The 25,753-nt window shown below is 37.5% G+C and carries 5 protein-coding genes and 3 pseudogenes; 5 read left to right on the top strand and 3 right to left on the bottom strand.

What is annotated here, in order from left to right:
• Window position 1: 1 nt before the first annotated feature.
• The 4 genes and pseudogenes from DPQ31_RS02455 to DPQ31_RS02470 all read left to right on the top strand — a co-directional run bounded on the left by DPQ31_RS02455 (window position 2) and on the right by DPQ31_RS02470 (window position 23,126).
• The gene (locus DPQ31_RS02455; protein ID WP_208731506.1) at window positions 2-6,472 is read left to right on the top strand and encodes a non-ribosomal peptide synthetase; all 6,471 of its coding nucleotides are present in this window, start codon (window positions 2-4) and stop codon (window positions 6,470-6,472) included.
• Window positions 6,469-21,351 (top strand): non-ribosomal peptide synthetase, encoded by a 14,883-nt coding sequence (locus tag DPQ31_RS02460; RefSeq protein WP_208731507.1) that lies wholly within the window; start codon window positions 6,469-6,471, stop codon window positions 21,349-21,351. The genes DPQ31_RS02455 and DPQ31_RS02460 overlap by 4 nt, the downstream gene beginning before the upstream one ends.
• A gap of 363 nt (window positions 21,352-21,714) precedes the next feature.
• Window positions 21,715-22,417 (top strand): annotated as a pseudogene (locus tag DPQ31_RS02465) (4'-phosphopantetheinyl transferase family protein).
• Window positions 22,404-23,126 carry a thioesterase II family protein gene (locus DPQ31_RS02470; RefSeq protein WP_208731508.1) on the top strand — a complete coding sequence of 241 codons (723 nt, stop codon included), beginning with the start codon at window positions 22,404-22,406 and terminating at the stop codon, window positions 23,124-23,126. The pseudogene DPQ31_RS02465 and the gene DPQ31_RS02470 overlap by 14 nt, the downstream one beginning before the upstream one ends.
• Before the next feature lie 206 nt (window positions 23,127-23,332).
• On the opposite strand, the gene DPQ31_RS02475 is transcribed toward DPQ31_RS02470, so the two are convergent.
• Together DPQ31_RS02475 and DPQ31_RS02480 are read right to left on the bottom strand one after the other, a co-directional pair.
• Complete coding sequence (locus tag DPQ31_RS02475; protein ID WP_257207546.1) at window positions 23,333-23,539, bottom strand: HNH/ENDO VII family nuclease; 207 nt, start codon at window positions 23,537-23,539, stop codon at window positions 23,333-23,335.
• 285 nt (window positions 23,540-23,824) lie between these two features.
• Window positions 23,825-24,148, bottom strand: a pseudogene (locus DPQ31_RS02480) (ATP-binding protein); the annotation flags it as partial.
• Between DPQ31_RS02480 and DPQ31_RS02485 the strand changes: the two are divergent.
• A pseudogene (locus DPQ31_RS02485) lies at window positions 24,145-24,508 on the top strand (VanZ family protein); the annotation flags it as partial. The pseudogenes DPQ31_RS02480 and DPQ31_RS02485 overlap by 4 nt on opposite strands.
• Window positions 24,509-24,691: 183 nt before the next feature.
• Here DPQ31_RS02485 and DPQ31_RS02490 read toward each other — a convergent pair.
• Window positions 24,692-25,525 (bottom strand): MerR family transcriptional regulator, encoded by an 834-nt coding sequence (locus DPQ31_RS02490; protein WP_199634399.1) that lies wholly within the window; start codon window positions 25,523-25,525, stop codon window positions 24,692-24,694.
• Window positions 25,526-25,753 lie beyond the last annotated feature (228 nt).

The raw sequence follows: 25,753 nt of genomic DNA on the forward strand, positions 1-25,753 counted from the left end.
AATGGGAGACATTATTGATATATATGGTTTATCACCTTTGCAAAAAGGAATACTGTTTCATACTTTATACGATCAAGATGATGAATATTCTTTTTCCTATATTGTACAAGTAGGTTTCTTGCTCGGGGGGCAATTGGATGTTGCTACTTTTGAAAAAGCTTGGGAATATGTTATTCAACGACATGAGGTTCTGCGCTCAGTATTTGTTTGGGAGGAAGTAGAAAAACCTCTACAAGCAGTTTACGAACGTCTTCCTTTTACTATTCATCAAGAGGATTGGAGTACCCATTCGCATGAGGTGAAGGAGAAGAAATTACACCAGTTTTTGACTGCAGATCGTAGGAAAGGATTTTTATTGGATGAAGCACCATTGATGAGAGTCACTGCGATTAAAGAAGCAGAAGGGGAAACGAGAATTATTTGGACACATCATCATATTTTGCTAGATGGTTGGAGTGTTTCATTGGTGTTTAGTGAAGTGATGGAAGTTTATCTCAAGATGATAAAGGGAGAATTGTTGAATCTTCCTAAATCTCTTCCTTATAAAAAATATATCCAGTGGATAAATAAACAAGATCAAAGTCAAGCAGAGGAATTTTGGAAAGAAGAATTAAAAGGGTTCTATGCACCTACGCCATTAGCGATGGAAAGAAAGGATCAAGGGCAGGAGAAGGGCTATGGAGAGTGTGTTTATCAGGTATCTGAGGAACTCACTGAGAATTTACAAGAGTGGGTACGAAATAGTCGATTAACATTGAATACATTAGTACAAGGAGCATGGGCCTATTTGATGGGTAGGTATAGCGGTGAAAGTGACATCGTATTTGGCGTAACTAGCTCTGGACGTCCTACTGATTTGATAGGAGCAGAGAATATGGTAGGCCTATTTATTAACACATTACCTACTAGAATTCGATTAACGGATAATACATCTGTAGTAGATTGGCTTCGTAAAATACAGATGAAAGAAATGGAACGAAGACAATATGAGTATAATTCATTGATAGATATTCAAGGGTGGAGTGAGGTTCCGCGAAATAGCTCCTTATTTCATACCTTGTATGTGTTTGAAAATTATCCAATTCAAGGTGAGAGAAATGATGATTTAAGATTACTAGATGTTAAAAGCGCGGAACAAACAAATTATCCTTTAACACTCATTGTAATGCCTGGTAAGAAAATTACTTTAAAGTTGATGTATGATCGAAGCTATTTTAATGAAGAAACAATAAATCGGATTCAGAATCACTTATTACAAATATTAATCCAGATGACGAAGAGCCTAGATTCAAAACTCTTTGAAATTACTCATTTAACAGCGGAAGAACAGATACAGTTATTAGAGGAATGGAATCATACTCAAGTAAATTATTCGGCTGAAGGCATGATTCATACGATGTTTGAGGAGCAAGTTAAAAAAACACCGGAAGCAATCGCGGCTATTTACGAAAATGAACAAATTACCTATAAAGAGTTGGAGGAGCGTGCGAATCAGCTAGCTCATTATTTACAAAAGCGTGGTGTAGGCTCAGAGTCTCTGGTTGGGGTATATATAGAACGTTCATTACAAATGATGATAGCGTTATTAGGTATTCTAAAATCAGGAGCAGCGTATGTTCCACTTGATCCTACTTATCCAGAGAGTCGGCTTCGATATATATTAGAGGATGCTGGAATCGAAGTACTAGTGACGGAAGAGAATTCTAAAAATTTGTTTGTATCTGAAAATATTGAAACGATTTGTATGAATAAAGATTATACTGCAATTGAAAAAGAAGAAACAACCCCATGTATAAGTGGTGTAACAGGAAGAAGCTTAGCGTATGTTATGTATACTTCAGGATCTACAGGGAATCCAAAGGGAGTAATGATTGAGCATCATTCAGTAATCAATTATCTAGAATGGATGCAACATAAATATCCACTTTCTGAAAAGGATGTGGTCTTGCAGAAAACGCCATTCTCATTTGATGTCTCTGTTTGGGAGTTGTTTTGGGGTATTCACGTTGGTGCAAGTGTATCTTTCCTGCCTCCAGGTGGAGAAAAAGATCCTTCTATTATAGCTGAAGTGATTAAAAAACATCAGGTTACTATAGTTCAATTTGTACCTTCGATGTTATCTGTTTTCTTAGATCACTTCAATCATATTGAATTGAACATGAATTGTTCGTCCATACGCCATGTATTTTCTGGTGGGGAAGAACTAAGTTCAGGGTTGGTTAGACGATTTCAACAGAAATGGAATCATAGTGGACAAGTGAAATTAACCAACTTTTATGGACCAACTGAAGCCACTATTTATGTGAATGCATTTGATATTCAGCCAAATCAAGAATTTGTTTCTATTGGGCAGCCGATACAGAACACGCAATTATATGTATTAGACCAAAATCAACGCTTGCAATCAATAGGAATTGAGGGTGAGTTATATATTGGTGGTGCTGGTTTAGCACGTGGATACTTAAATCGTCCGAATCTTACTGCTGAAAAATTCGTTTCGCATCCATATCGATTCGGGGAACGACTATATCGAACAGGAGATTCAGTAAGATATCTAACTGATGGAAATTTAGAATTTATAGGTAGAATGGACCATCAAGTCAAAATGCGTGGTTTTAGGATTGAATTAGGAGAAATTGAAGCGACTTTAGAAAAATGTTCGTTTATTAAAGAGGCTGTCGTATTAGTTAGAGAAGATCGTCCAGGTGATCAACGATTGGTTGCATATGTAATGAGCGATGGAAATACCCAAGAGTGGAGAGAGTATTTACAAAACCAATTACCGAATCATATGATTCCAGCGCACCTTGTAGAGTTAGAACACTTCCCGCTTACTCCGAATGGGAAAATTGACCGAAAGGCCTTGCCAGCACCTGATGAGCAAACTATTGGAGGTTTAAATGTTCTACCTCGGACGCCATCGGAAGAGCTTATTGCCTCGGTTTGGAGTCAAGTGTTAGGAACTGAAAATATCGGTATTCAGGATTCCTTCTTTGAACGGGGCGGGCACTCACTACTCGCTACTCAAATTGTTTCTCGATTACAAGAATTGTTCCAAATCAAAATCCCATTACGTGAACTTTTCAAGCACGATACAGTGGAGGCATTGGCGAAACGAGTAGATCAGTTACGAAAAGAAGATAAAAAACGAGAGGCCTCCCCCCTTGTACCTATGAAACGAGAAGAAGCTATTCCGCTTTCCTATGCGCAGAAACGTCTATGGTTTATTGATCAATTAATGTCAAATAGTGCTATGTACAATATTCATGCAGCGTGTCGCTTAACAGGTAAATGGTCAATTGAAGCGTTGGAGGTCGGATGGAATCAGTTGTTGGAGCGTCATGAATCATTACGGACGATAATTCTAGAACAAGAGGGTGAACCTTTCCAACAAGTTCAATCTCATGTATTCAGACATATCCCTCAATCGAATCTAACAGATCTCTCTTTGGAAGATAGGGAAAGAGAAATGAAACGGCTCATTCAAAACGAAGCGGAGGAACCATTTCATTTTGGACAAGGTCCTCTGATTCGAACACGAATATTGAAAGTGGACAGAGAAGAATGGGTTCTCATTTGTACGATGCATCATATTATTTCAGATGGATGGTCAATGGGGATTTTACTTGAAGAATGGATGGCTTTTTATGAAGGAGCACTAAGCGGAAAACCGGCGGAATTGAAGGAGTTATCTATCCAATATGCAGACTTTGTTATGTGGCAGAAGGAATGGCAAAAAGAAGAGGATTTGGATCAGCACCTTCGATATTGGAAGGAAGAATTGGCTGGGGAGTTACCGGTTTTACAATTACCGATGGATCGTCCTAGACCTGCGGTTCAAACCCACCGTGGTGCAAGTCAGTCCTTAATGGTGGCGAATTCCCTACAGGAAAAGCTCAAAGATTTAAGTCTGCAAGAAGGATGCACTTTATTTATGACATTGATGGCAGCGTATCAAAGCTTCCTTTCTCGTTATACAGGACAGGATGACATCTTGGTTGGAAGCCCAATCGCTAATCGAAATGTTAAAGAGATTGAGGGATTAATAGGTTTCTTTGCAAATACGTTGGTTTATCGAGCTGATTTCAGTGAAAATCCAACGTTCCAAGAACTTTTGTCGCAGGTAAGAAAAAAAGCACTAAAAGCATACGAGTATCAGGACATTCCATTTGAGAAAGTGGTAGAATCCGTAAAGCCGGAACGGAATACAAGTCATTCACCAATATTCCAAACCATGTTTACTTTACAGAATACGAAGCAAGAATTTCCTCAGCTATCTGACAGACAAATGGAACTCATGGAAAGCCATGCTTCTGTAGCGAAATTTGATTTGAGTTTATTTGTTACTGAGACGGAAGAAGGATTATCACTAACCTTTGAATACAATACTGATTTGTTTGATGATACAACCATTGAACGTATGGCAAGTCATTTTGAGCATTGGTTAAATCAAATTGTCTCTCATCCAAAATGTTTATTATCAGAATTGAATATGTTATCGAAAGTAGAATATAAGCAATTACTAGAAGAATGGAATGAATCAGCTGTTATAGATATAGAAGAATGCACGATTCATACATTGTTTGAAGAACAAGTAGAAAAAACACCAGAAGCAATTGCAGTAGTATGCGAAGATGAAGAACTAACATATCGAAAGTTGGACGAACGCTCGAATCAGCTGGCACATTATTTACAGAAAAATGGTGTAGGTTGCGAATCATTGGTTGGGATTTGTGTTACACGTTCATCTGAGATGATTGTAGGCCTCTTAGGAATTATGAAGGCAGGAGGAGCATATGTCCCAATAGATCCAGCGTATCCGGAAAGTCGACTGCAATACATTTTAGAGGATGCTCAAATAAAGGTACTAGTAACACAGGAAAAATTACAACAAAAAATGGTTATACCTAGATCCGTTGACGTGATTTGTATTGATCGTGATCGAGTAGAAATAGAACAAGAAGTAACTACGGTGTGTACGAGTGAAGTGACGGGCGATAACTTAGCCTATATTATCTATACTTCAGGTTCCACTGGAAATCCAAAGGGAGTAATGATTGAGCATAGGAATACAGTAACAATGATTCGTTGGGCGCATCACACATATTCCCGAAAGGATTTAGCGGGAGTGTTGGCCTCCACTTCGCTATCCTTTGATCTATCTGTTTTTGAAGTGTTTGTTCCCCTAACGATGGGTGGTAAGGTGATTGTCGCTGAAAATGCTCTACATCTAGACAAGTTGTCTACCAAGGATGTGACTTTAGTCAATACTGTGCCATCGGCAGCGAAGGAACTGGTTCGAGCAAAAACACTCCCTTCTTCGGTAAAGGTGATGAATTTGGCTGGAGAACCATTGCCATATTCACTTGTTCAAGATTTATACGAGAGAAGTACGGTTGAGAAGGTGTACAACTTATATGGACCGTCCGAAGATACTACGTATTCCACATATATGGAATTAGAAAAGGGTGTCGTCCATAGGGTACCACCGATTGGTAAACCAATCTTCAATACAGAAGTATATGTACTAAGTATTGAACAAAAAATGGTTCCAATTGGTGTAGTTGGTGAGCTGTACATTGGTGGATCGGGATTAGCACGTGGATACTTAAACCGTCCTGACTTAACGGAAGATCGTTTTATACCGCATCCATTTAAAGAAGGGGAGCGAGTATACCGGACTGGAGATCTAGTAAGGTATTTGCCGGATGGAAATTTGGAGTATCTTGGCCGAATCGATCATCAGGTAAAAATTCGTGGGTTCCGGATTGAACTAGGAGAAATTGAAGCGACATTACAAAAGCATACATTAGTTAACGAAGCTATTGTGACGATGAGGGAAGATTATCCTGGTGATCCACGTTTGATTGCCTATGTTGTAGGAGATGGGGATGCTCAAAAGTGGCGTGATTATCTCAAGGACCAGCTACCAAATTATATGATTCCAGCCTATTTTGTCGGATTGAATGCATTTCCACTCACTCCAAATGGAAAAATTGATAGGAAGGCCTTACCAGCACCAGAGAAACAGGAGATAGCAAGTGGTTATATTGCTCCTCGTAAGCCTACGGAAAAAACAATCGTTTCAATATGGAATGAAGTTTTAGGTATGGAAAACATCGGAATTCAGGATTCGTTTTTTGAAATAGGTGGTCACTCATTACTTGCTACGCAAGCTGTTTCCAGTCTTAAAGAGGCTTTTGGAATTGAGATACCATTGCATGATTTATTTATGTTTCATACAGTGCAGCAATTGGCAGAACAGATAGATCAATTGCTCCATAACAAAAATCAAGAAATGCAGAATGATAGTAAGGAGAATGTAAGTCTTCAAGACTATATTCAAAAAGAAGCAGAAGTGGGTAATGATGAAGAATTACTTGAACTGCTTAAGCAATTAGAAGAGCTATCAGAGGAAGAAGCACAAGGAATATTTGAGAGTAATTTAGTTGAGGAAGGGGTAAAAAAATGAGAAGTGATTTACTTGCAAAGCTGAGTTCACTTTCTCCTGAGAAGAGAGCTTGGCTTCAGAAGCAAATGCAAAAAAAGGAGAATAAAGAAGCGCTTCCGTTGTCTTATGCACAACAACGTTTGTGGTTTATGGACAGATTTAATCCAAACAGTTCTTTATATAATATTCCAACGGTATGGAATCTAAAAGGAAATTGGATACCTGAAGCATTAGAAAAGGGATTCAATCGACTTATTGAACGTCATGAATCATTACGAACTGTTTTTAAAGAAGTAGAAGAACAACCTGTACAACAAATTGTCGAATTCCTTCCTAGAGCATTACCTGTAAGAGATTACTCTCAACTTCCTCTAGAAGTAAAAGAAAAAGAGGTAGATAGTTTAATTGCGAGAGAAGCGCAAGAACCATTTGATTTAATGAATGGTCCTTTAATTCGTAATCAGCTTGTTCAATTAGAAAAGGATGAATGGTTATTACTGTGTACGATGCATCATATTGTTTCTGATGCTTGGTCCATTGGTATATTCATGAATGAATTACTTGCTTTCTATGAAGAGGAAACGGGCGGAAATCCTGCTAAATTAAGTTCATTATCCATTCAGTATGCAGACTTTGCGAAGTGGCAAAAGGAGTGGTTGCAAGGTGATGTGCTAAATCGTCAGCTTACGTATTGGCAGGAAGAATTGTCTGGTGAGCTCCCTATATTACAACTGCCAGTGGACCGACCTCGACCGGTTACGCAAACTTATTCTGGGGATACGCATCACGTTATTTTTCCTTCTAGAATACTCAGCCAATTAAAAGATTTAAGTCGACAAGAAGGATCTACCTTATTTATGACTTTAATGGCTGCATATCAGAGCTTTCTTGCACGTTATACAGGACAAAAAGATATTCTAGTCGGAAGTCCGATTGCAAATCGGAATCATAAGGGAGTAGAAGGATTAATTGGTTTCTTTGTTAATACGTTGGTTTACCGATCAGATTTGAGTGGCACCCCTACTTTTCGGGAGATTTTGAACCAAACAAAGAAAAAGGCGTTAAAAGCTTACGAATATCAAGATATACCATTTGAAAAAGTGGTAGAAGCTGTGCAACCTGAACGAAGCATGAGCCATTCTCCTATCTTTCAGACCATGTTTACGCTACAGAATATAAAACAAGAGCGACTAGATTTGCCTGGTAGAAGTATTGAAATGGTAGAAAGTAATATGTCTATTGCAAAATTTGATTTGAGCTTAACTGCCTATGAAGTGGAAGAAGGTCTATTTGTCTCATTTGAATACAACACGGATTTATTTGATAGTAGTACCATTGCACGTATGGCAGGCCATTTTGAGAACTGGCTAAATGAAATCGTGCATCATCCAGATGAATCATATACAAAGCTGTCAATGTTATCGGACACTGAGCAGAAACAACTCCTAGAAGAATGGAATGATACAGAAGTAGTTTATGGTCATGATTGTATGATTCATGAGCTATTTGAGCAGCAAGTTGCACGTACACCTGATGCAGTGGCGGTAGTTTATGAGGGTGGAAAGCTAACGTATCAAGAACTCAATGAAAAATCGAATCAATTGGCACATTTTCTACAAAAACGAGGTATTGGACCTGAATCATTGGTTGGTATATGTATTGAACGTTCTCCTGATATGATTATTGGTCTCTTTGGGATTTTGAAAGCAGGTGGGGCTTATGTCCCACTGGACCCAAGTTATCCCGAAAACCGTCTGAGATACATTTTAGAGAATTCACAAATTCAAGTGCTGTTAACAAAAGAGGCACTACAGGACTGGTTACCTAAAGATATTCAAGCAATTTGTTTAGACAGGGATCAGGTAATGATTTCTAAAGAGAGTAATTTAGCTCCGGTGAGTGGAGTAACAGCAAATAACTTAGCCTATATCATATACACTTCGGGTTCAACGGGAAATCCAAAGGGGGTAATGATTGAACATCATTCGGTTATCAACCGCCTACAGTGGATGCAGAAAAAATATCCATTGTCCGAGGAAGATACAATCCTACAAAAGACACCGTTTTCGTTTGATGTTTCCGTTTGGGAATTATTTTGGTGGTCATTTGTAGGAGCACGTGTTTGTTTGCTTCCACCAGGAGGAGAGAAAGATCCTGCAGTGATTGAGGAGTATGTTAAACGATATCGTGTGACCACCATGCACTTTGTTCCGTCGATGTTATCTACTTTCTTGGATTATATGGAACAATATAATTCGAAAAGGGATGTATCGTCTTTAATTCATGTTTTTACTAGTGGAGAAGCATTAAACTCTGAGCAGGTTCGCCGGTTTAAGTGGATCTTTTACAATGTTCAGCAAACACAGTTAATTAATTTGTATGGTCCTACTGAAGCGACTGTGGATGTGACTTATTATGATTGTGATTTAGAAAAAGAATCAATGCTTATTCCAATTGGTCGTCCAATTGATAATACAGAGTTGTATGTGTTAGATCAATATCAACAGGTGGTCCCAATTGGTGTGTCGGGGGAACTTTACCTTGGAGGAGTAGGATTGGCACGTGGCTACTTCAATCGACCAGATTTAACTACTGAACGTTTTATTCCACATCCCTTTAAGGAAGGGGAACGATTATATCGAACGGGTGACCTGGTGAGATATATGAATAATCGTAACCTGGAATATATTGGAAGGATAGATAACCAAGTCAAAATTAGAGGATTCAGAATTGAATTGGGAGAAATTGAAGCAGCTTTACATGATCACTCATCTGTAAAAGAGGCTGTTGTGTTGGTGAAGGAAGATCGTCCAGGAGATAAGCAGTTAGTAGCTTATGTAGTGGGTGAAGGGGATACTGGAGAGTGGCGTGAATATCTCAAGAAGCAACTTCCACATTATATGGTTCCGGCATACTTTTTCCAAATTGAAGGGATGCCACTCACTCCAAATGGTAAGGTGAATCGGAAAGCCTTACTGGAATTGGAAGCACAGTTCATAAGTGAAGATATTACTTCATCACGAACACCAGTGGAGGAGCTCATCGTTTCCGTATGGAGCCAAGTGTTAGGTGTAAAAAATATTAGTGTTCAGGATTCCTTTTTTGAAATCGGTGGTCACTCACTACTAGCTACTCAAGTAGTGTCACGTTTACAGGAAATCTTTCAAATCGAATTACCAGTACGTGAACTATTTGAGTATGCAACGGTGGAGTCACTGGCAAAGCGATTAGATCAGTTACGTAAAGGAGATAGAAAACGAGAGATTCCGCCACTAATGCCGATGGAACGAGGAGAAACTATTCCACTATCTTATGCGCAACAGCGCTTATGGTTTATTGATCAATTTACACCTAATAGTGCCCTTTATAATATGCCAATGGTATGCCGCCTTACAGGGAGTTGGCTACTTGAGGCACTGGAAACAGGATGGAACCAACTAATAGAACGTCATGAATCATTGCGGACGGTCTTTCATGAAGTGAACGGTCAACCCGTACAGCAAATTGAACCGTATGCTTTTCAATCAATTCCGAAAACGGATTTAACTATGCTTTCTCCAGAAGACCGAGAAGAAGAAGTTAAACGTTTGATTCAACAAGAAACAGAAGTGCCATTTGATTTAGCAGAGGGCCCACTAATCAGGACAAGTATTTTGCAAGTGGGAGAGGAAGAATGGATTCTCCTTTGTACTTTACATCATATCATTTCAGATGGATGGTCGATGGGAGTCCTACTTGAAGAATGGATGGCATTCTATGAGAAAGAAACGGATGGAAAGATAGCAGAACTTGAACCATTACCGGTTCAATATGCCGACTTCGCTCAGTGGCAAAAAGGTTGGCTGAAGGAGGAGGTGCTTGATCAACAACTCCAATATTGGAGGGAAGAATTGTCTGGAGAGCTTCCTGTACTCCAACTTCCTATGGATCGTCCGCGTCCTGCAATACAAACTCATCACGGGTCGACATACACTCTGGTTCTGCCAAGCACGCTACATGATAACTTGAACAAACTTAGTCGCAAAGAAGGGGCTACACTCTTCATGACGCTGTTGGCTGCATATCAAAGTTTTCTATCCCGTTATACGGGACAAGAAGATATTCTGGTCGGAAGTCCAATTGCGAATCGAAATTATAGAGAAATAGAAGGACTAATTGGTTTCTTCGTCAACACGCTGGTTTATCGAGCTAATCTGAGTGGTAGACCGACATTTCAAGATGTTCTGTCTCAGGTTCGTCAAAAGGCATTGAAGGCGTATGAATATCAGGATATCCCTTTTGAAAAAATTGTAGAAGTTGTGCAACCAGAGCGGAGTACAAGTCATTCGCCAATCTTCCAGACCATGTTCATCTTGCAAAATATGAAACAAGAGTTCCCGGTGTTATCTGGTAGAAGTATTGAAATGATAGAAAGCCATAGTCCAATTGCAAAGTTTGATTTAAGTGTAATGGTAGCTGAGACAGAAGAGGGATTGCTTTTTACTTTTGAATACAATAAGGATTTATTCAATGCATCTACTATTGAACGGATGGCAGGACACTTTGAGAAATGGCTACACGAAGTTTCACATCACCCACAAAATCCGTTGCATGACCTGAGCATGCTATCGGAACCCGAGCGTACTTTGTTATTAGAAACATGGAATGACACTGTAATGGAAATGTCCCATCAGGCTCTTATTTGTGACAGATTTGAGGAACAAGTAGCAAGGCGCCCTGATGCGATTGCCGTTGTTGATCAAACAAAAAAGTGGACTTATGGTGAACTGGATGCACAAGCAAATCAGTTGGCAAATGTTTTACAGCGAAAAGGAGTCGCCCCAGAGTCAGTGGTGGGAGTTTATCTTCCGAGGTCAGCTGAGCTCATGGCAAGTTTACTAGGCATTTTAAAAGCTGGTGGAGCTTATGTTGTTTTAGATCCGTTGTATCCAAAATCAAGGTTAGAATACATGATTGAAGATGCAGGAATTCAATTTGTAGTGACGGCGGAAGGACAAGAAGGCCATTTCGCACACGTCGAAACGGTGAGGTTAGAAGAATTAACAGTGGAAAGCGTAATCGCACCTACACGTCAGTTAAATCCAGAGAACTTAGCTTATATTGTCTATACCTCTGGTTCTACAGGAAAGCCAAAGGGTGTCATGGTTGAATATCGCTCATTAATGAATATGGTTTCTTGGCATCAAGAAGTTTATCGTATTACAGCAGAGGATCGTGCGACCCAGATTGCAGGGATTGCTTTTGATTCGGCTGTCCAGGAAATTTGGCCGTATTTAACTGCTGGTGCAGCACTCTACTTGTCAACAGAGGAACTGAGAATTAATCCAGAAGCACTAAGGGACTGGCTCATTGATTCACGAATAACAGCTAGTTTTGCACCTACACCTATTCTGGAAAGACTCTTGAAATTATCTTGGCCAGATAAAACAGATCTTCGTTTTATCCTTACAGGTGGGGATCAATTAACGCAGTATCCATCTAAAGATATTCCTTTTGCGGTAATTAATCAGTATGGTCCATCGGAAAATACCGTTGTTACTACAGATTGTTATGTGCCTGTAGGAGTGACAACCGGTACGCCATCGATTGGTCGGCCGATTGCGAATACAGAAGTTTATGTATTAGATTCTCATCTTCAGCTAGTACCAATTGGTATAATTGGAGATCTCTATATTGGAGGGAAGAGTCTTGCACGTGGATATGCTAATCGCCCGCATCTCACAAAGGAAAAATTTATTCCACATCCTTTCAAGTCAGGAGAACGTCTTTATTACACAGGAGACAAAGCAAGTTATCTTTCTGATGGTAATCTCCAGTTCCATGGTCGTATAGATGACCAAGTAAAAATTCGTGGTTTCCGGATTGAATTGGGAGAAATAGAAGCTGTTTTGCAGGCGCATTCTTCTGTGAAAGAAGCAGTTGTATTGGTACGAGAGGATAATCAAGATGACAAGAGATTAGTAGCTTATGTAGTTGGTGAAGGAAGTGTACATGAATGGCGAGAACATCTACAAACACATTTACCAAATTACATGGTTCCAACAAACTTTATTGAGATGGAATTTTTACCACTTACACCGAATGGAAAACTTGATTTGAAGGCATTGCCTATACTTAGTGAACAATCCGCCGAAAATACTGTATACCCACGAACTCCGCTGGAAGAACTTATCGCTTCAGTGTGGAGTCAAGTGCTAGGAATAAAAGAAATTGGTGTTCAGGATTCTTTCTTTGAGCTTGGTGGTCACTCTCTACTTGCTACACAAGTGGTCTCGCGCTTACAAGAAGTCTTTCAAATCAAATTACCGGTACGTGAACTGTTCGAATATCCAACGGTCGAGGCACTATCGAAACGAATAGATCAGTTGCGTAAGGGGAGTGAAAAACGAGAAATTCCCCCATTGATGCCGATGGAACGAGGAAATAATATTCCGCTGTCATATGCCCAACAGCGCTTATGGTTTATTGATCAGTTTGAACCTAATAGTGCACTTTATAATATGCCAATGGTATGCCGCCTTACAGGGAATTGGTTACCTGAAGCATTGGAGTTGGGATGGAATCAGTTAATAGAGCGTCATGAATCTTTGCGGACGGTATTTCATGAAGAGGAAGGTCATCCTGTGCAACAGATTCAACCTTATATTTTCCGTCCTCTTCCGCAAATGGACCTAACTAAGCTTTCATTAGAGGAGAGAGAAAGAAAGTTGCAGCAATGGATTCAAACTGAAGTTGAATCTCCATTTGATTTAGAACAAGGACCATTGTTCCGTGGACAAATCATAAGAATTTCAGAAGAAGAATGGGTTCTTCTGTGTAATATGCATCACATTATCTCAGATGGATGGTCGATGGAAATCTTGCTTCAAGAATGGATGACATTTTATGAGAATGCGATTGGTGAAAAACAAGCAGAGCTGGAACCACTACCAGTTCAATATGCCGATTTTGCTCAGTGGCAAAGAGGATGGTTGAAAGATGAGGTACTAAATCAACAACTTGCATATTGGAAGGAAGAATTATCTGGTGAGTTACCAGTCTTAATGTTGCCAATGGATCGTCCGCGTCCGCCAGTGCAAACCCACCATGGATTAACTCATAATGTGCTGTTGTCACGTTCATTACTGGATAAATTAAACGAAATAAGTCGTCAAGAAGGGGCCACGCTTTTCATGACCTTATTGGCATCGTATCAAAGTTTCCTTGCCCGTTATACGGGACAATCGGATATTATTGTTGGCAGCCCAATTGCAAATCGAAATTATCGAGAAATTGAGGGGCTGATTGGTTTCTTTGTCAACACATTGGTTTATCGGGCTGATTTAAGTAATGCACCGGTATTTCAAGAGTTGTTGTCTCAAGTGCGGATAAAAGCATTGAAGGCGTATGAGTATCAAGATGTTCCGTTTGAGAAAATTGTAGAGGTTATCCAACCTGAACGAAATACAAGCCATTCCCCGATTTTCCAAACCATGTTTACTTTGCAAAATACGGGACAGGAGCTACCAGAACTACATGGAAGAAATATAGAAGTAATGGAAAGTAATGCTCCAATCGCTAAGTTTGATTTAAGTTTAACTGCTGCAGAAGTGGAAGAGGGTTTATTGCTTACTTTTGTTTATAGGACGGATTTATTTGACAGCTTAACTATTGAATCCATGGCTGAACATTTTGGAAACTGGTTGAATGTAATCGTGGAGAATCCTGATAAATCATTAGCTAAGTTGCCTATATTATCAGGATTACAGCAAAAAGAGTTGGAAGAGTGGAATAATAATGCTGTAGTATATCCACGGGAAAGTGCGATTCATCAGCTGTTTGAAGAGCAGGTAAATCGTACACCTGACGCGGTGGCAGTGGTAGATGAAAAACAGCAGTTAACATATCGAGAGCTTAATGAAAAAGCTAATCAATTGGCCCACTATCTTCAGCAATGTGGGATTGGGACTGAATCATTAGTTGGACTTTGCTTTGAGCGTTCAGTTGAGATGATTGTTGGTATTATGGGGATCTGGAAGGCTGGAGCAGCATATGTTCCATTGGACCCATCCTATCCAGAAAGTCGTCTACGATATATTTTGGAGGACACTGGAATTCAAGTATTAGTTACGAATGAGTCATTAGAAGATTGGATACCCAAAGAAGTCAAGGCAGTTTGTCTAGATAGGGATCAAGCAATGATTTCAAAAGAAAGCATTCTTTCACCAAAATGTGAAGTAACAGGAGAAAACCTAGCGTATGTTATCTATACTTCGGGATCGACGGGGAATCCAAAGGGTGTCTTGATACAGCATCATTCTGTAATAAACTTGTCGCATGGTTTACAAAAAGAGGTTTTCGAACATGAGATACCATCTAACATGCATGTCGGTTTAAATGCGTCAATTGCCTTTGATGCATCTATTCAACAATTACAAATGCTGTTGTATGGTTCAAGTTTGTATATTATTCCGAATGAAGTACGAAGTGATCCGGAACAGTTTGTAGCTTATATTAGGGAGAACAAGTTAGCAATCTTTGATATAACACCTTCATTGCTTCAATTACTTATAGATGCCGGATTGTTAGAAACGTACGATGGCGTTCATGTTCCAAGTAAGGTATTGGTTGGCGGCGAAGCGATTATGCCGTCATTATGGGAACAGCTAGTAGAGACTGATAAAATTGAGTTTTATAATGTATATGGTCCTACAGAATGTACGGTTGATGCAACATGCTATCATATCAAAAAAGATAGTGAGAGAGTAACGATTGGGCGTCCGTTGCCTAACGTTCAAACTTATGTATTGGATAGAAATGGGTTGCCAGTTCCAGTTGGTGTGATGGGTGAACTTTATATCGGAGGAGCGGGTCTAGCGAGGGGATACTTAAATCGTCCAGAGTTAACATCCGAACGATTTATTTCTCATCCATTCAAAGAAGGCGAGAGATTATATAGAACAGGCGATCTCGTGAGATATCTTCCTGATGGTAATATAGACTATTTAGGAAGAATTGATAATCAAGTGAAGATTAGAGGATTTCGAATCGAACTTGGGGAGATTGAGTCGACTTTACAGGAGCATGACTTGATAAAAGAGGCAGTTGTAATAGTTAGGGAAAATCAGTCGGGAGATAAGAGGTTGGTAGCTTATATAGTGGGCGAAGGCAGTTTAGAAGAATGGCGCGAGTATCTTAAAATAAAACTGCCAATCCATATGATACCTTCCTACTTTGTCGAAATGGAAGAGTTACCGCTAACCATAAATGGAAAGATTGATCGGAAATCATTGCCTATACCAGATTATCAAGGAACACAAGAAGGCTACGTAGCCCCAAGAAATGAACGTGAACACAAGCTTTCTATCATTTGGGAACGTGTGCTGGGTTCAAAACGTATTGGTATTTATGATAACTTTTTTGAAATTGGTGGAGATTCAATTCTTAGCATTCAGATTGTCTCTCGTGCGAAGCAAACTGGTTTACAATTGACACCAAAACAAATATTTGAACACCAAACGATTGCTGAGTTGGCACAGGTAGTCAAAGAAGAACAAGGTGTACAAGCCGAACAAGGAATTATAACTGGAGATACGATACTTACACCTATTCAGCAAGGTTTTTTTGCACAAAATCATCCTAATCCACATCATTGGAATCAATCCATGTTCTTTAGAACGAAAGAGAAACTGGATATAGTATCACTGGAGAAGTCAGTGCGTAATCTTCTACTTCATCATGATGCCCTGCGTTTAAGATATGAACGTTTAACTGATGGGGCTTGGAAACAGTGGAATGAAGGAATAGAAGAACAATTGATACTTACTGTCATTTCATTAGACGAAGTGCCGGAAGCCGATTGGCATGAAGTTATTCAAAAAGAGATTAATATTGCACAAGAAAGTTTGAATTTACATGATGGTCCGTTAATGAGAATGGTGTATTTTGATGAAGGTGAGAAGACTGGCCGATTATTTTGGACAATTCATCACTTAGCCGTGGATGGTGTTTCTTGGCGAATTTTATTGGAAGATTTGCAAACAGCGTATACTCAAGCGATTCAAGGGCAGAAAATTCAATTACCTATGAAGAGTACATCCTTTAAAGAGTGGTCGGAAAAATTACATCATTACGCTGAAACTGGAATATCACAAGAAGTGCTGCATTACTGGGAGCAGCAGTCTGAACAAGACGTAGTTAAACTGCCGATAGATGGTACTATAAGTAATTCAGTAAGCGCAGTAACTGAGGAAATTACTGTGGTGTTAAATGAGAATGAGACCCGTATGTTATTGCAAGAGACTTTAAGCACTCACCGTGTCCAAATCAATGAAGTATTATTAGCAGCATTGGTACAAGCTACAGCAGCATGTACAGGGCAGAAGATATTGAGCGTGGATTTAGAGGGGCATGGTAGAGAAGAAATTATTGAAGATGTTGACTTATCGAGAACCGTGGGATGGTTTACAAGTATTTACCCTGTTCACTTAAATATTACTAGTGCTAATACGCCAATTGCAGCATTAAAAGCAGTTAAAGAACAAGTTCGCAAAATTCCTAATAAGGGTGTTGATTATGGAGTGTTGCGTTACATGAACGCAACAATGTGTGAGCAATTGAGCTCTCAACATACACCGTCTATTAGTTTTAACTATCTTGGACAATTTGATCAAATGTTTTCTAGAGATGCAATGTTTATGCCGGAGAACGAATTTAAGCGTTTAGATCATGCTGCCGGTTCCAAGCGATCGCATGTAATTGATGTAATTGGGGTTGTAACGAATGGAAAACTTCAGTTCACTTGGGTATACAATGTTGGACAATTCGCCAAATCAACGATTCAAAATATTGCACAGAATATGCTATATCAACTGAGCAGATTGATTCAACCTTCAGATAGAGAATCTGCACTGACCATTTCGGATTTTGCAATGGCTAATCTTAACCAAGTAGGTTTGACAAATGTACTAAACAAAATGAATCGTGGAAAGAACAATCAGATTACTGATTTATATCCACTATCACCTTTGCAAGAAGGTATGATTTTCCACACATTGCATGACCAAGGGAATGAACATGTTGCACCGTATATAGTGCAATTAAGTTTTATGATTAAAGGGAAAATGGATATTCCTACTTTTGAGCAGGCGTGGAAATCTGTAATTCAGCGGCATGAAATTTTTCGTACAGCATTTGTTTGGGACGAAATTGAAGAACCATTACAAGTGGTGTATGAAAATATCCCATTTAAAGTGAACAAAGAAGACTGGCGTACAATGACAACTAAAGAGATAGAGGAAAAAAGAAAAGTCTTTTTGGCATTAGATCGAAAACAAGCCTTCCAATTTGATGAAGCGCCATTGATGCGAGTAACGGTCATTCAAGAAGGTGAGGAAGAATATCGAATTGTTTGGACACATCACCATATTTTACTGGATGGATGGAGTTTACCATTGGTCTTTAATGAATTACTTACAGTCTATCAGAAGAAAATGAATGGAGAAGCCGTGAAGTTACCTAAGCCCTCACCGTATAAGAAATATATCCAATGGCTCAGAGAACAAGATAAGGAGCAGGCGGAACAATTTTGGAGAGAAAAGCTTAAAGGTTTCACTGCACCAACTTTGCTGGGCTTAGAAAGTAAAGAGGAAGAAAAAGGTTACACAGAGAAGGTTATGTATTTATCAGAAGAGCAGACCCAAGCGTTACAGGGATGGGCGAAACGCAATAAACTTACTTTGAGTACAGTAATTCAAGGTGCATGGGCATATCTCATGAGCCGGTATAGTGGAGAAAATGACATTGTCTTTGGTGTAACAAGCTCAGGGCGTTCTACGGAGATTATTGATGTTGAAAACATCGTAGGTCCTTTCATTACAACGTCACCGACGCGAATTCAATTGATTGATGATATAAAAGTAATGGATTGGTTGCAGAAGATACAAGAGGAAGAGATAGAAAGAAGACAATATGAGTATGCTTCTTTAACAGAAATTCAGGGATGGAGTGAAGTTCCTAGAGGAACACCGTTGTTTAATAGTTTATATGTGTTTGAAAATTATCCAGTGAAAGAGGAGTCTTCAGAAAATCTAGAAATTGGTGAATTGGAAGGAGTAGAGCAAACCCACTACTCATTAGGGCTGGCTGTAGTTCCAGGAACCCAGTTATCGTTAAAGTTAATGTATGACTGTAGTAAGTTTAATAGAATAACTATTGAACGAGTGTTGGGTCATTTACACCAAGTGTTGATGCAAATGCTCAAAAACATTGATCAAACTCTATCAGAGCTGGTATATATTACGGAAGCTGAACAAAGACAACTATTAAAAGAATGGAATGATAATGCTATATCCTATCCACGTGAGAATGTGATTCATCAACTATTCGAAGAGCAAGTAAATCGTACGCCTGACGCGGTGGCAGTGGTAGATGAAAAACAGCAACTAACATATCGAGAGCTGAATGAAAGAGCTAATCAATTGGCCCATTATCTACAGAAATGTGGAATTGGGACAGAGTCATTGATTGGCCTCTGCTTTGAGCGTTCAGTTGAGATGGTTGTTGGCCTCATGGGAATTTGGAAGGCTGGAGCAGCCTATGTTCCATTGGATCCATCGAATCCGGAAAGCCGCCTGCGATATATTTTAGAAGACACAGGAATTCAAGTATTGGTTACAAATGAGGTATTAGTAGGCTGGATACCTAAAGAAATCAAGACAGTTTGCTTAGATAGGGACCAAGCAATGATTTCTCGAGAAATCAAACTTTCGCCGATATGTGAGGTAACAGGGGAAAACTTAGCGTATGTTATCTACACTTCCGGTTCGACAGGGAATCCAAAGGGTGCTTTAGTACAGCACCATTCTGTAATAAACCTATCATATGGTTTACAAAAAGAAATTTTCTCACATGAGATACCTAGTAATATGCGCGTCGGTTTAAATGCGTCAATTGCCTTTGATGTATCTATTCAGCAATTACAAATGCTGCTTCATGGTTCAAGTTTATATATTATCCCAGGTGAGGTTCGCACTAATCCGGAACAATTTGTTTCCTATATTAGGGAGAATAAATTGGAAATGTTTGATATGACACCTTCATTACTTCAATTACTTATAGATGGAGGATTGCTAGAAACAAGTGCTGATGTTCATGTACCAAGTAAGATATTGGTCGGTGGTGAAGCAATTATGCCGTCATTATGGGAACAGCTAGTAGAGACTGAAAAAATTGATTTTTATAACGTATACGGTCCTACAGAATGTACGGTTGATACAACGTGTTATCATATCCAAACAGATAGTAAGCGAGTTACAATTGGACGTCCATTGCCGAACGTTCAAACTTATGTATTGGATAAAAATCTGTTACCTGTTCCAGTTGGTGTAACAGGTGAGCTATATATTGGTGGTGCAGGTATAGCGAGAGGATACTTGAATCGTCCAGAATTAACAGCAGAGCGATTCATTCGTCATCCATTTAATGAAGAAGAGTGTTTATATCGTACAGGAGATTTGGTTCGTTATTTACCTGATGGTAATTTAGATTACTTGAGAAGAATTGATAATCAAGTGAAAATTCGGGGCTTCCGTATTGAACTTGAAGAGGTCGAAGCGAATCTAGAGAGTCATCCATTGGTAAAAGAAGCAGTAGTTTTGGTAACAGAGGATAAATTAGGAGAGCAGAGATTGGTTGCTTATGTAGTTGGAGCTGGAAGCATGCATGAATGGCGTGAATATCTCAAGACACAAGTACCGAATTATATGGTTCCCGCACACTTTATTGAGGTAGACGAGATTCCTCTTACAATGAATGGGAAAGTTGATCGAAAGGCATTGTACAGTTTAACTATTCAAAGAGAAAATAACTTCTCTACACCAATCATTCCAAGGGATGAAATTGAATATCAGTTGGTTAAAATCTGGCAGGATGTGTTACAGATAGAAGATGTCTATGTAAATGATGATTTCTTTAATAGAGGGGGACACTCTCTCCTTGTAATCAAATTAGTTTCAAAAATTAGGGAAAAGTTTGGAAAAGAGATTAAGGTGTCTACATTGATTAAGAATCCAACATTGGAAGGAATCGCATGCCTTATTCGTGATAAGCATGATATGACAAAATCTGTATCAGCGCTGGTACCACTACAAGAATCAGAGAAAAGACCTTTCTTCTGCGTTCATCCGTTTATGGGGAATGTATTTTGTTACATTCAACTAGCAAGATTGCTTAAGAATCACTGTTCATTTTATGGTTTACAGAATCCTCTCATAGAAAAGAGAGAGATTGACGACTCGACCTTGCCGGAACTAATTCAACTTTACATTAAAGAAATAAAAAGTGTTCAGCCAGAAGGCCCATATCGTCTTGGAGGATGGTCTTTAGGCGGTGCAATTGCTTATAAAATCGCAACTGTACTAAGAAATCAAGGAGAGGAAGTTGAATTGTTGGTACTTATGGATACTAAAGTACCTTCAGAGCAGGATCATAAAACAAGGGAGGATATGCTCTCATATATATATGAACATTTCATTCCTAGAGGTCTTACTGAGCAGGAAGAAGGCCTCGTCCATAAGCAAGATATGCTTGTGGAACGATTTATTATGGAAGGAGTACTCCCGCCTGATGCAAATCTTATGAATTTGAAGCAAGTTATCAATGCTCATAGGAAATGCCTGAACTTAATGGCAGAGAATGATTTGATACCATTCTTTGGAGAAGTTATCTACTTTAGTGCTGAGGAAGGAAAAGAGTTGTTTACAGATTGGGGACCTTTATTAAAAGGAAGAGTAAATAAGTATTCTGTCCCTGGATCACATGAAGAAATAGTAGACTTCCCCGCAGTTGAAAAGATAGCTAAGTATCTATTAAATGAATTTGAAGGAATAAAAGAAACATCCCTTTCATTAACTGAAAAGTAGAGAGTGCAAAAGATGCAACGCTATGAAAGAAAAGGGCAGCCCAATAACTGCAAATAAAGTGTAGGCAATAATGAATATATCAAGAGTATTACTTTTTAAGAGGGTAATGCAAAAATTACTTGGTAGAGACATAGAAACCTATATTAGTTGCTCATAGAATGATGTAAATGCTCTCCATTTTTTGTAATAGAAGCTAATGCTTTGATGATATTACTGAGGAAAGTTGTATATTTTCATTGATATGTAAATATGCACCTTTTCTATTGTATTTGCAATTTAATAAGGTTAATTTGAATTTATGTAACGCACATATGTGAAGCCATCCTTTAAAAAAGGAAGTGATATATCATACACATTCAAGCTGTGAAAATACCAAAGAATATTGAAAGTCATTTGTTTAAGCAACTTAGTAACTTGGTTTCAAATGAGAAGAAAGAACGAATGAAGCGTTTATTAAACTCATGCGACATTAATAGGACCCTGATAGGGGATTTACTAATCCGATCTCTAATCTGCCAAAAATATAAAATTAATAATGAAGAAATTAGATTTATATAATGAGTATGGAAAACCTTTTGTTGAAAATTTTTCTGACTTTCATTTTAATCTGTCACATTCAGAAGAATGGGTGGTTTGTACTACTGCTAATTTTAATGTGGGTATTGATATAGAAAAGGTTTCAGAAATAGAGGCTCTTAAATTAGCAAATGAATTTTTTTCAGAGGAAGAATTTTATGATATATCTAAAATGAATTCTGATGAACAAATTAATTATTTTTATGATTTATGGACATTAAAAGAAAGTTATATAAAAACGATTGGAAAAGGGCTTTATATCCCGTTAAATTCATTCTCTATAAAAAAAGAGTCACGAACTTTAATTTCATATAAGTATATACCTCAAAACTTTTACTTTAGACAATATAACATTGAGCCAAATTATAAGATATCTGCTTGTGCAACAAGGGATGAATTTCCGCAAGAGATAATAATTAAAGACATTTATTCAATTTGCCAAAATATATACAAATTTGAAAGTAAGGAGAAAATCAATGCAGAAGACTAAACTTTTTTGCTTTCCACATGCTGGGGGATCTGCGTTTAGTTACGAAAAATGGAAAAATCACTTTAATCCATATATTGAGGTAGTCCCGATAGAGTTAGCTGGTAGAGGATATAGAATTGAAGAAAACCTGTACCAAAGTATGGAAGAGGCCGTAAATGATGTCTACAATAATATAGTTATGCAGATAGATGATTCGCCCTACATTCTATTCGGGCATAGCATGGGAAGTTTGATTGCCTATGAAGTAGCCAGAAAAATAAAGGACTCTAAAAAAGTATCGCCTGAATTTCTTGTTTTATCCGGTAGAAACCATCCAAATAGTAAAATAAAAAATATCCGATATAATCTTTCTAATGAGCAATTTAAAAGAGAAGTTATTGCAATGGGAGGTACACCATCCGGGGTACTTCAATCAGAAGAATTAATGGAGATTTTTCTCCCAATTCTAAGAGCAGATTTTAAAATTGTCGAGACATATATTCATGACAATAATATACAACCATGTGATATTGATTTTCTTATATTTAATGGGGAAAATGATGAATTTACTACATATGATCAAGTAATAAAATGGGAGCAATATACAAGTAAAACGTGTACTCTCCATTCTTTTGAAGGTAATCATTTCTTTTTAAATGAAAATATTGAAGAAATAGCAAAGAGTATTATAAGAAAGTTAGATTCTAAAAGATTATCAAATAGTTTTTAGAGGTTTTCTAAGTATATTCATGGCTAAGGAACAAAAATATTAAATGTGAAAAATAAAGGTACTGCTGAAATATCATTGAATAAAGGCATTGAAGCCTAAACGAACTGTTCAAAGGCGGGAAAAAAGACTCATTGAATCTTAAGAGCTACTTCCCGTATTTATGTAAAAAAGTGATGCAACTTACTTGCATCACTTTTTTCATCTTTTTATTTTCTTTCTAAAGGTTCTTGCGCCCTCATTTTACAATAGTTATTTCTAAAATTATTATACTGTTTATATATATCTTTGTTATTTCTAAAACTTTCCCCTGATTCCACATAACAATGCAGTGCTTTAGTAAATTCCTCATTTTTATTAGCTAATATTTCGACCATTGAACCAGGTTCTTTTTGCGTTAAATGATGTAACTCTATTTATTATAATCTTTTTTTATCTCCTTTTGTTCAATATTATTGTGTACAGAACTATACAATTTTCTGTACACAAAAAGAGATTTAGCTGTTATGCAAAATATAGGCGAAATCTCTATACATATGAAGTTTTAAAAAATAGGCTATCACATATAAAATTTTCAAAATATAAATTTCATTAAAAAGCACTGTCTAATAAGGTTCTGGTTTAAAAATCATTTTGAACACATATGCATTAAGAACTTTAATGTTTTTAAAAATATTCTAAAGGTATCCTTAATCTACTCTTCACAGGAATTGATGGTAATTTCTTATTTTGGGGAAATGGATGGTAACCCTTGTATATTTTCCTTCTGGTGATTGAATAGAAATATCATGCCCTAATTTTAAAGCCATTTGTTTCGCAAGATACAGGCCCATTCCAGTAGATTTTGTATGTGTTCTTCCAGTAGAACCTGTAAATCCTCTTTCGAATACACGATGTATATCTTCTTGCTTTATCCCAATGCCTGTATCTTGAATAAGCAATCGATTTTCTTTATGATCCTCCTCAAAACGGAAAAAAATCTCTCCACCATCATTTACATACTTTAAAGCATTTGCAGTAATTTGGAAATATGCCTATTGATCCCATTACAAAAACTGATATGTCTCAAGTTACTATAAAAACATCGATAGAATTAAAAGACGAAGGGGAAAAAAATGCCTGTTTATAAAGATTACGTTACAAAAAAATCACATGTTCGAGATGTTGAAATTCTTTCTCCAAAGGAAGCATTTCAAAAACTGAAACAAGGAGAATTTGATCCTATAGGATCTTTCAAAGCAGGTGATACATTATTCATTACAAAATATAATATAGAATACTACACTGATACAAAAGGTTTTTCTCAACCTATATATGTTTTTGAAGTACATTTAAATGATAATGACGAAGATATTTGGTTTCAACCTATTTCTGCAAGGAAATAGCGTAAATTTGGTTCTTTTGCAAAATTTGTAAAGAAATAAACAGAGACATGAATGTATGAGGAAATATTATGAGGAGGAGTACTTGCTGTAATTCATGATACATCCAAAAGGCGGAGTCCGTTTAAAGACTTCGCCTTTGTTTGTATAGTGAATGCCCAGGGGATAAGGGGCAGCATAAAATGCTTATTTCTTTTGGTGTTTCGATTTTTCTTCAACAGGAATTTGCATATTCATAATTATCTGTCCTTCTGGATAAAACAGATTCAATTCATGTAAATCTGTTTCAATTACATTACATGATCTAAACTGTAAACCATTTCTCTCTATATAGTCTGTAATATTTGTATATATTTGACGTCGTATTTCATCCATATGCTCTTCTGTACATACGTAATCAACGCAAAGATAATTACCTGCAGGTATACTAAGAATTTCAACATGCTCTATCTCTGTATCGTTCAAAACAGGATAATAAACTGAAAGTCCCAGATCATCATTGAATAAATTCTTAATAGAACACATTGTTATAAATTGTTCTTGAAAAAATTCACCTTGCTTAAAAATAGAACGGAATTTCTCAAAAAAGGATTTTACACTATTAAAGTTTTCTCCTTTGATGTGATAATATTTTCTTTCCTCAAAATAGACACTTTGAATCTTATTGAAGCTTCTACTTCTATTTTGAAGGAGATCGAGGAGCCTAGTAATTTTCTTTTGCATTTCAATAAATCGATAAATTTCAGTTTCAATATCATTTTTTTTGTTCTGTAAGATATTTATATTGTTTATTATATTTCTCTTATTTATTACTAAATCAATTTCTTCAATTGAAAAGCCTATATCTTTACAAAAGAAGATCTGGCTAATTCTCTGTAGGTCTTCATTTCCATAAAGTCTATAGTTATTTTTACCCACCTTTGGCTGAACTAATCCTTTTTCTTCATAGAATCGAAGTGTTTCTTTCGTTGTATTAAAAATCTTAATTACTTCACTTTTAGTTAACTTATAGCTATCCATCTAATTATATTGCCTCCTATAAGGAATAATATTCATACTATAAACTATGTGGTTACTTCATAGTCAATAAAAAAAAGAATTCTTTTTAACCAAAAATGGTCATTTTGGAACGAAAAGTTTCTAGTACAAAATTATGTTTTGTTTTATGTAATCCCATTACCTACAAATATACAATTATAATAAATTTTCAATTTTAGGGTTATCCCTGCATTTTATCTTTATACCAGT

Origin of the sequence: Bacillus sp. COPE52 (assembly GCF_003355115.1) — a bacterium.
GTDB lineage: Bacteria > Bacillota > Bacilli > Bacillales > Bacillaceae_G > Bacillus_A > Bacillus_A toyonensis.

Bases quoted from the DNA above. Each gene is read 5' to 3' on its own strand.
- DPQ31_RS02490 (WP_199634399.1), bottom strand. From the start codon at position 25,525: ATGGATAGCTATAAGTTAACTAAAAGTGAAGTAATTAAGATTTTTAAT.
- DPQ31_RS02455 (WP_208731506.1), top strand. From the start codon at position 2: ATGGGAGACATTATTGATATATATGGTTTATCACCTTTGCAAAAAGGA.
- DPQ31_RS02460 (WP_208731507.1), top strand. From the start codon at position 6,469: ATGAGAAGTGATTTACTTGCAAAGCTGAGTTCACTTTCTCCTGAGAAG.
- DPQ31_RS02470 (WP_208731508.1), top strand. From the start codon at position 22,404: ATGCAGAAGACTAAACTTTTTTGCTTTCCACATGCTGGGGGATCTGCG.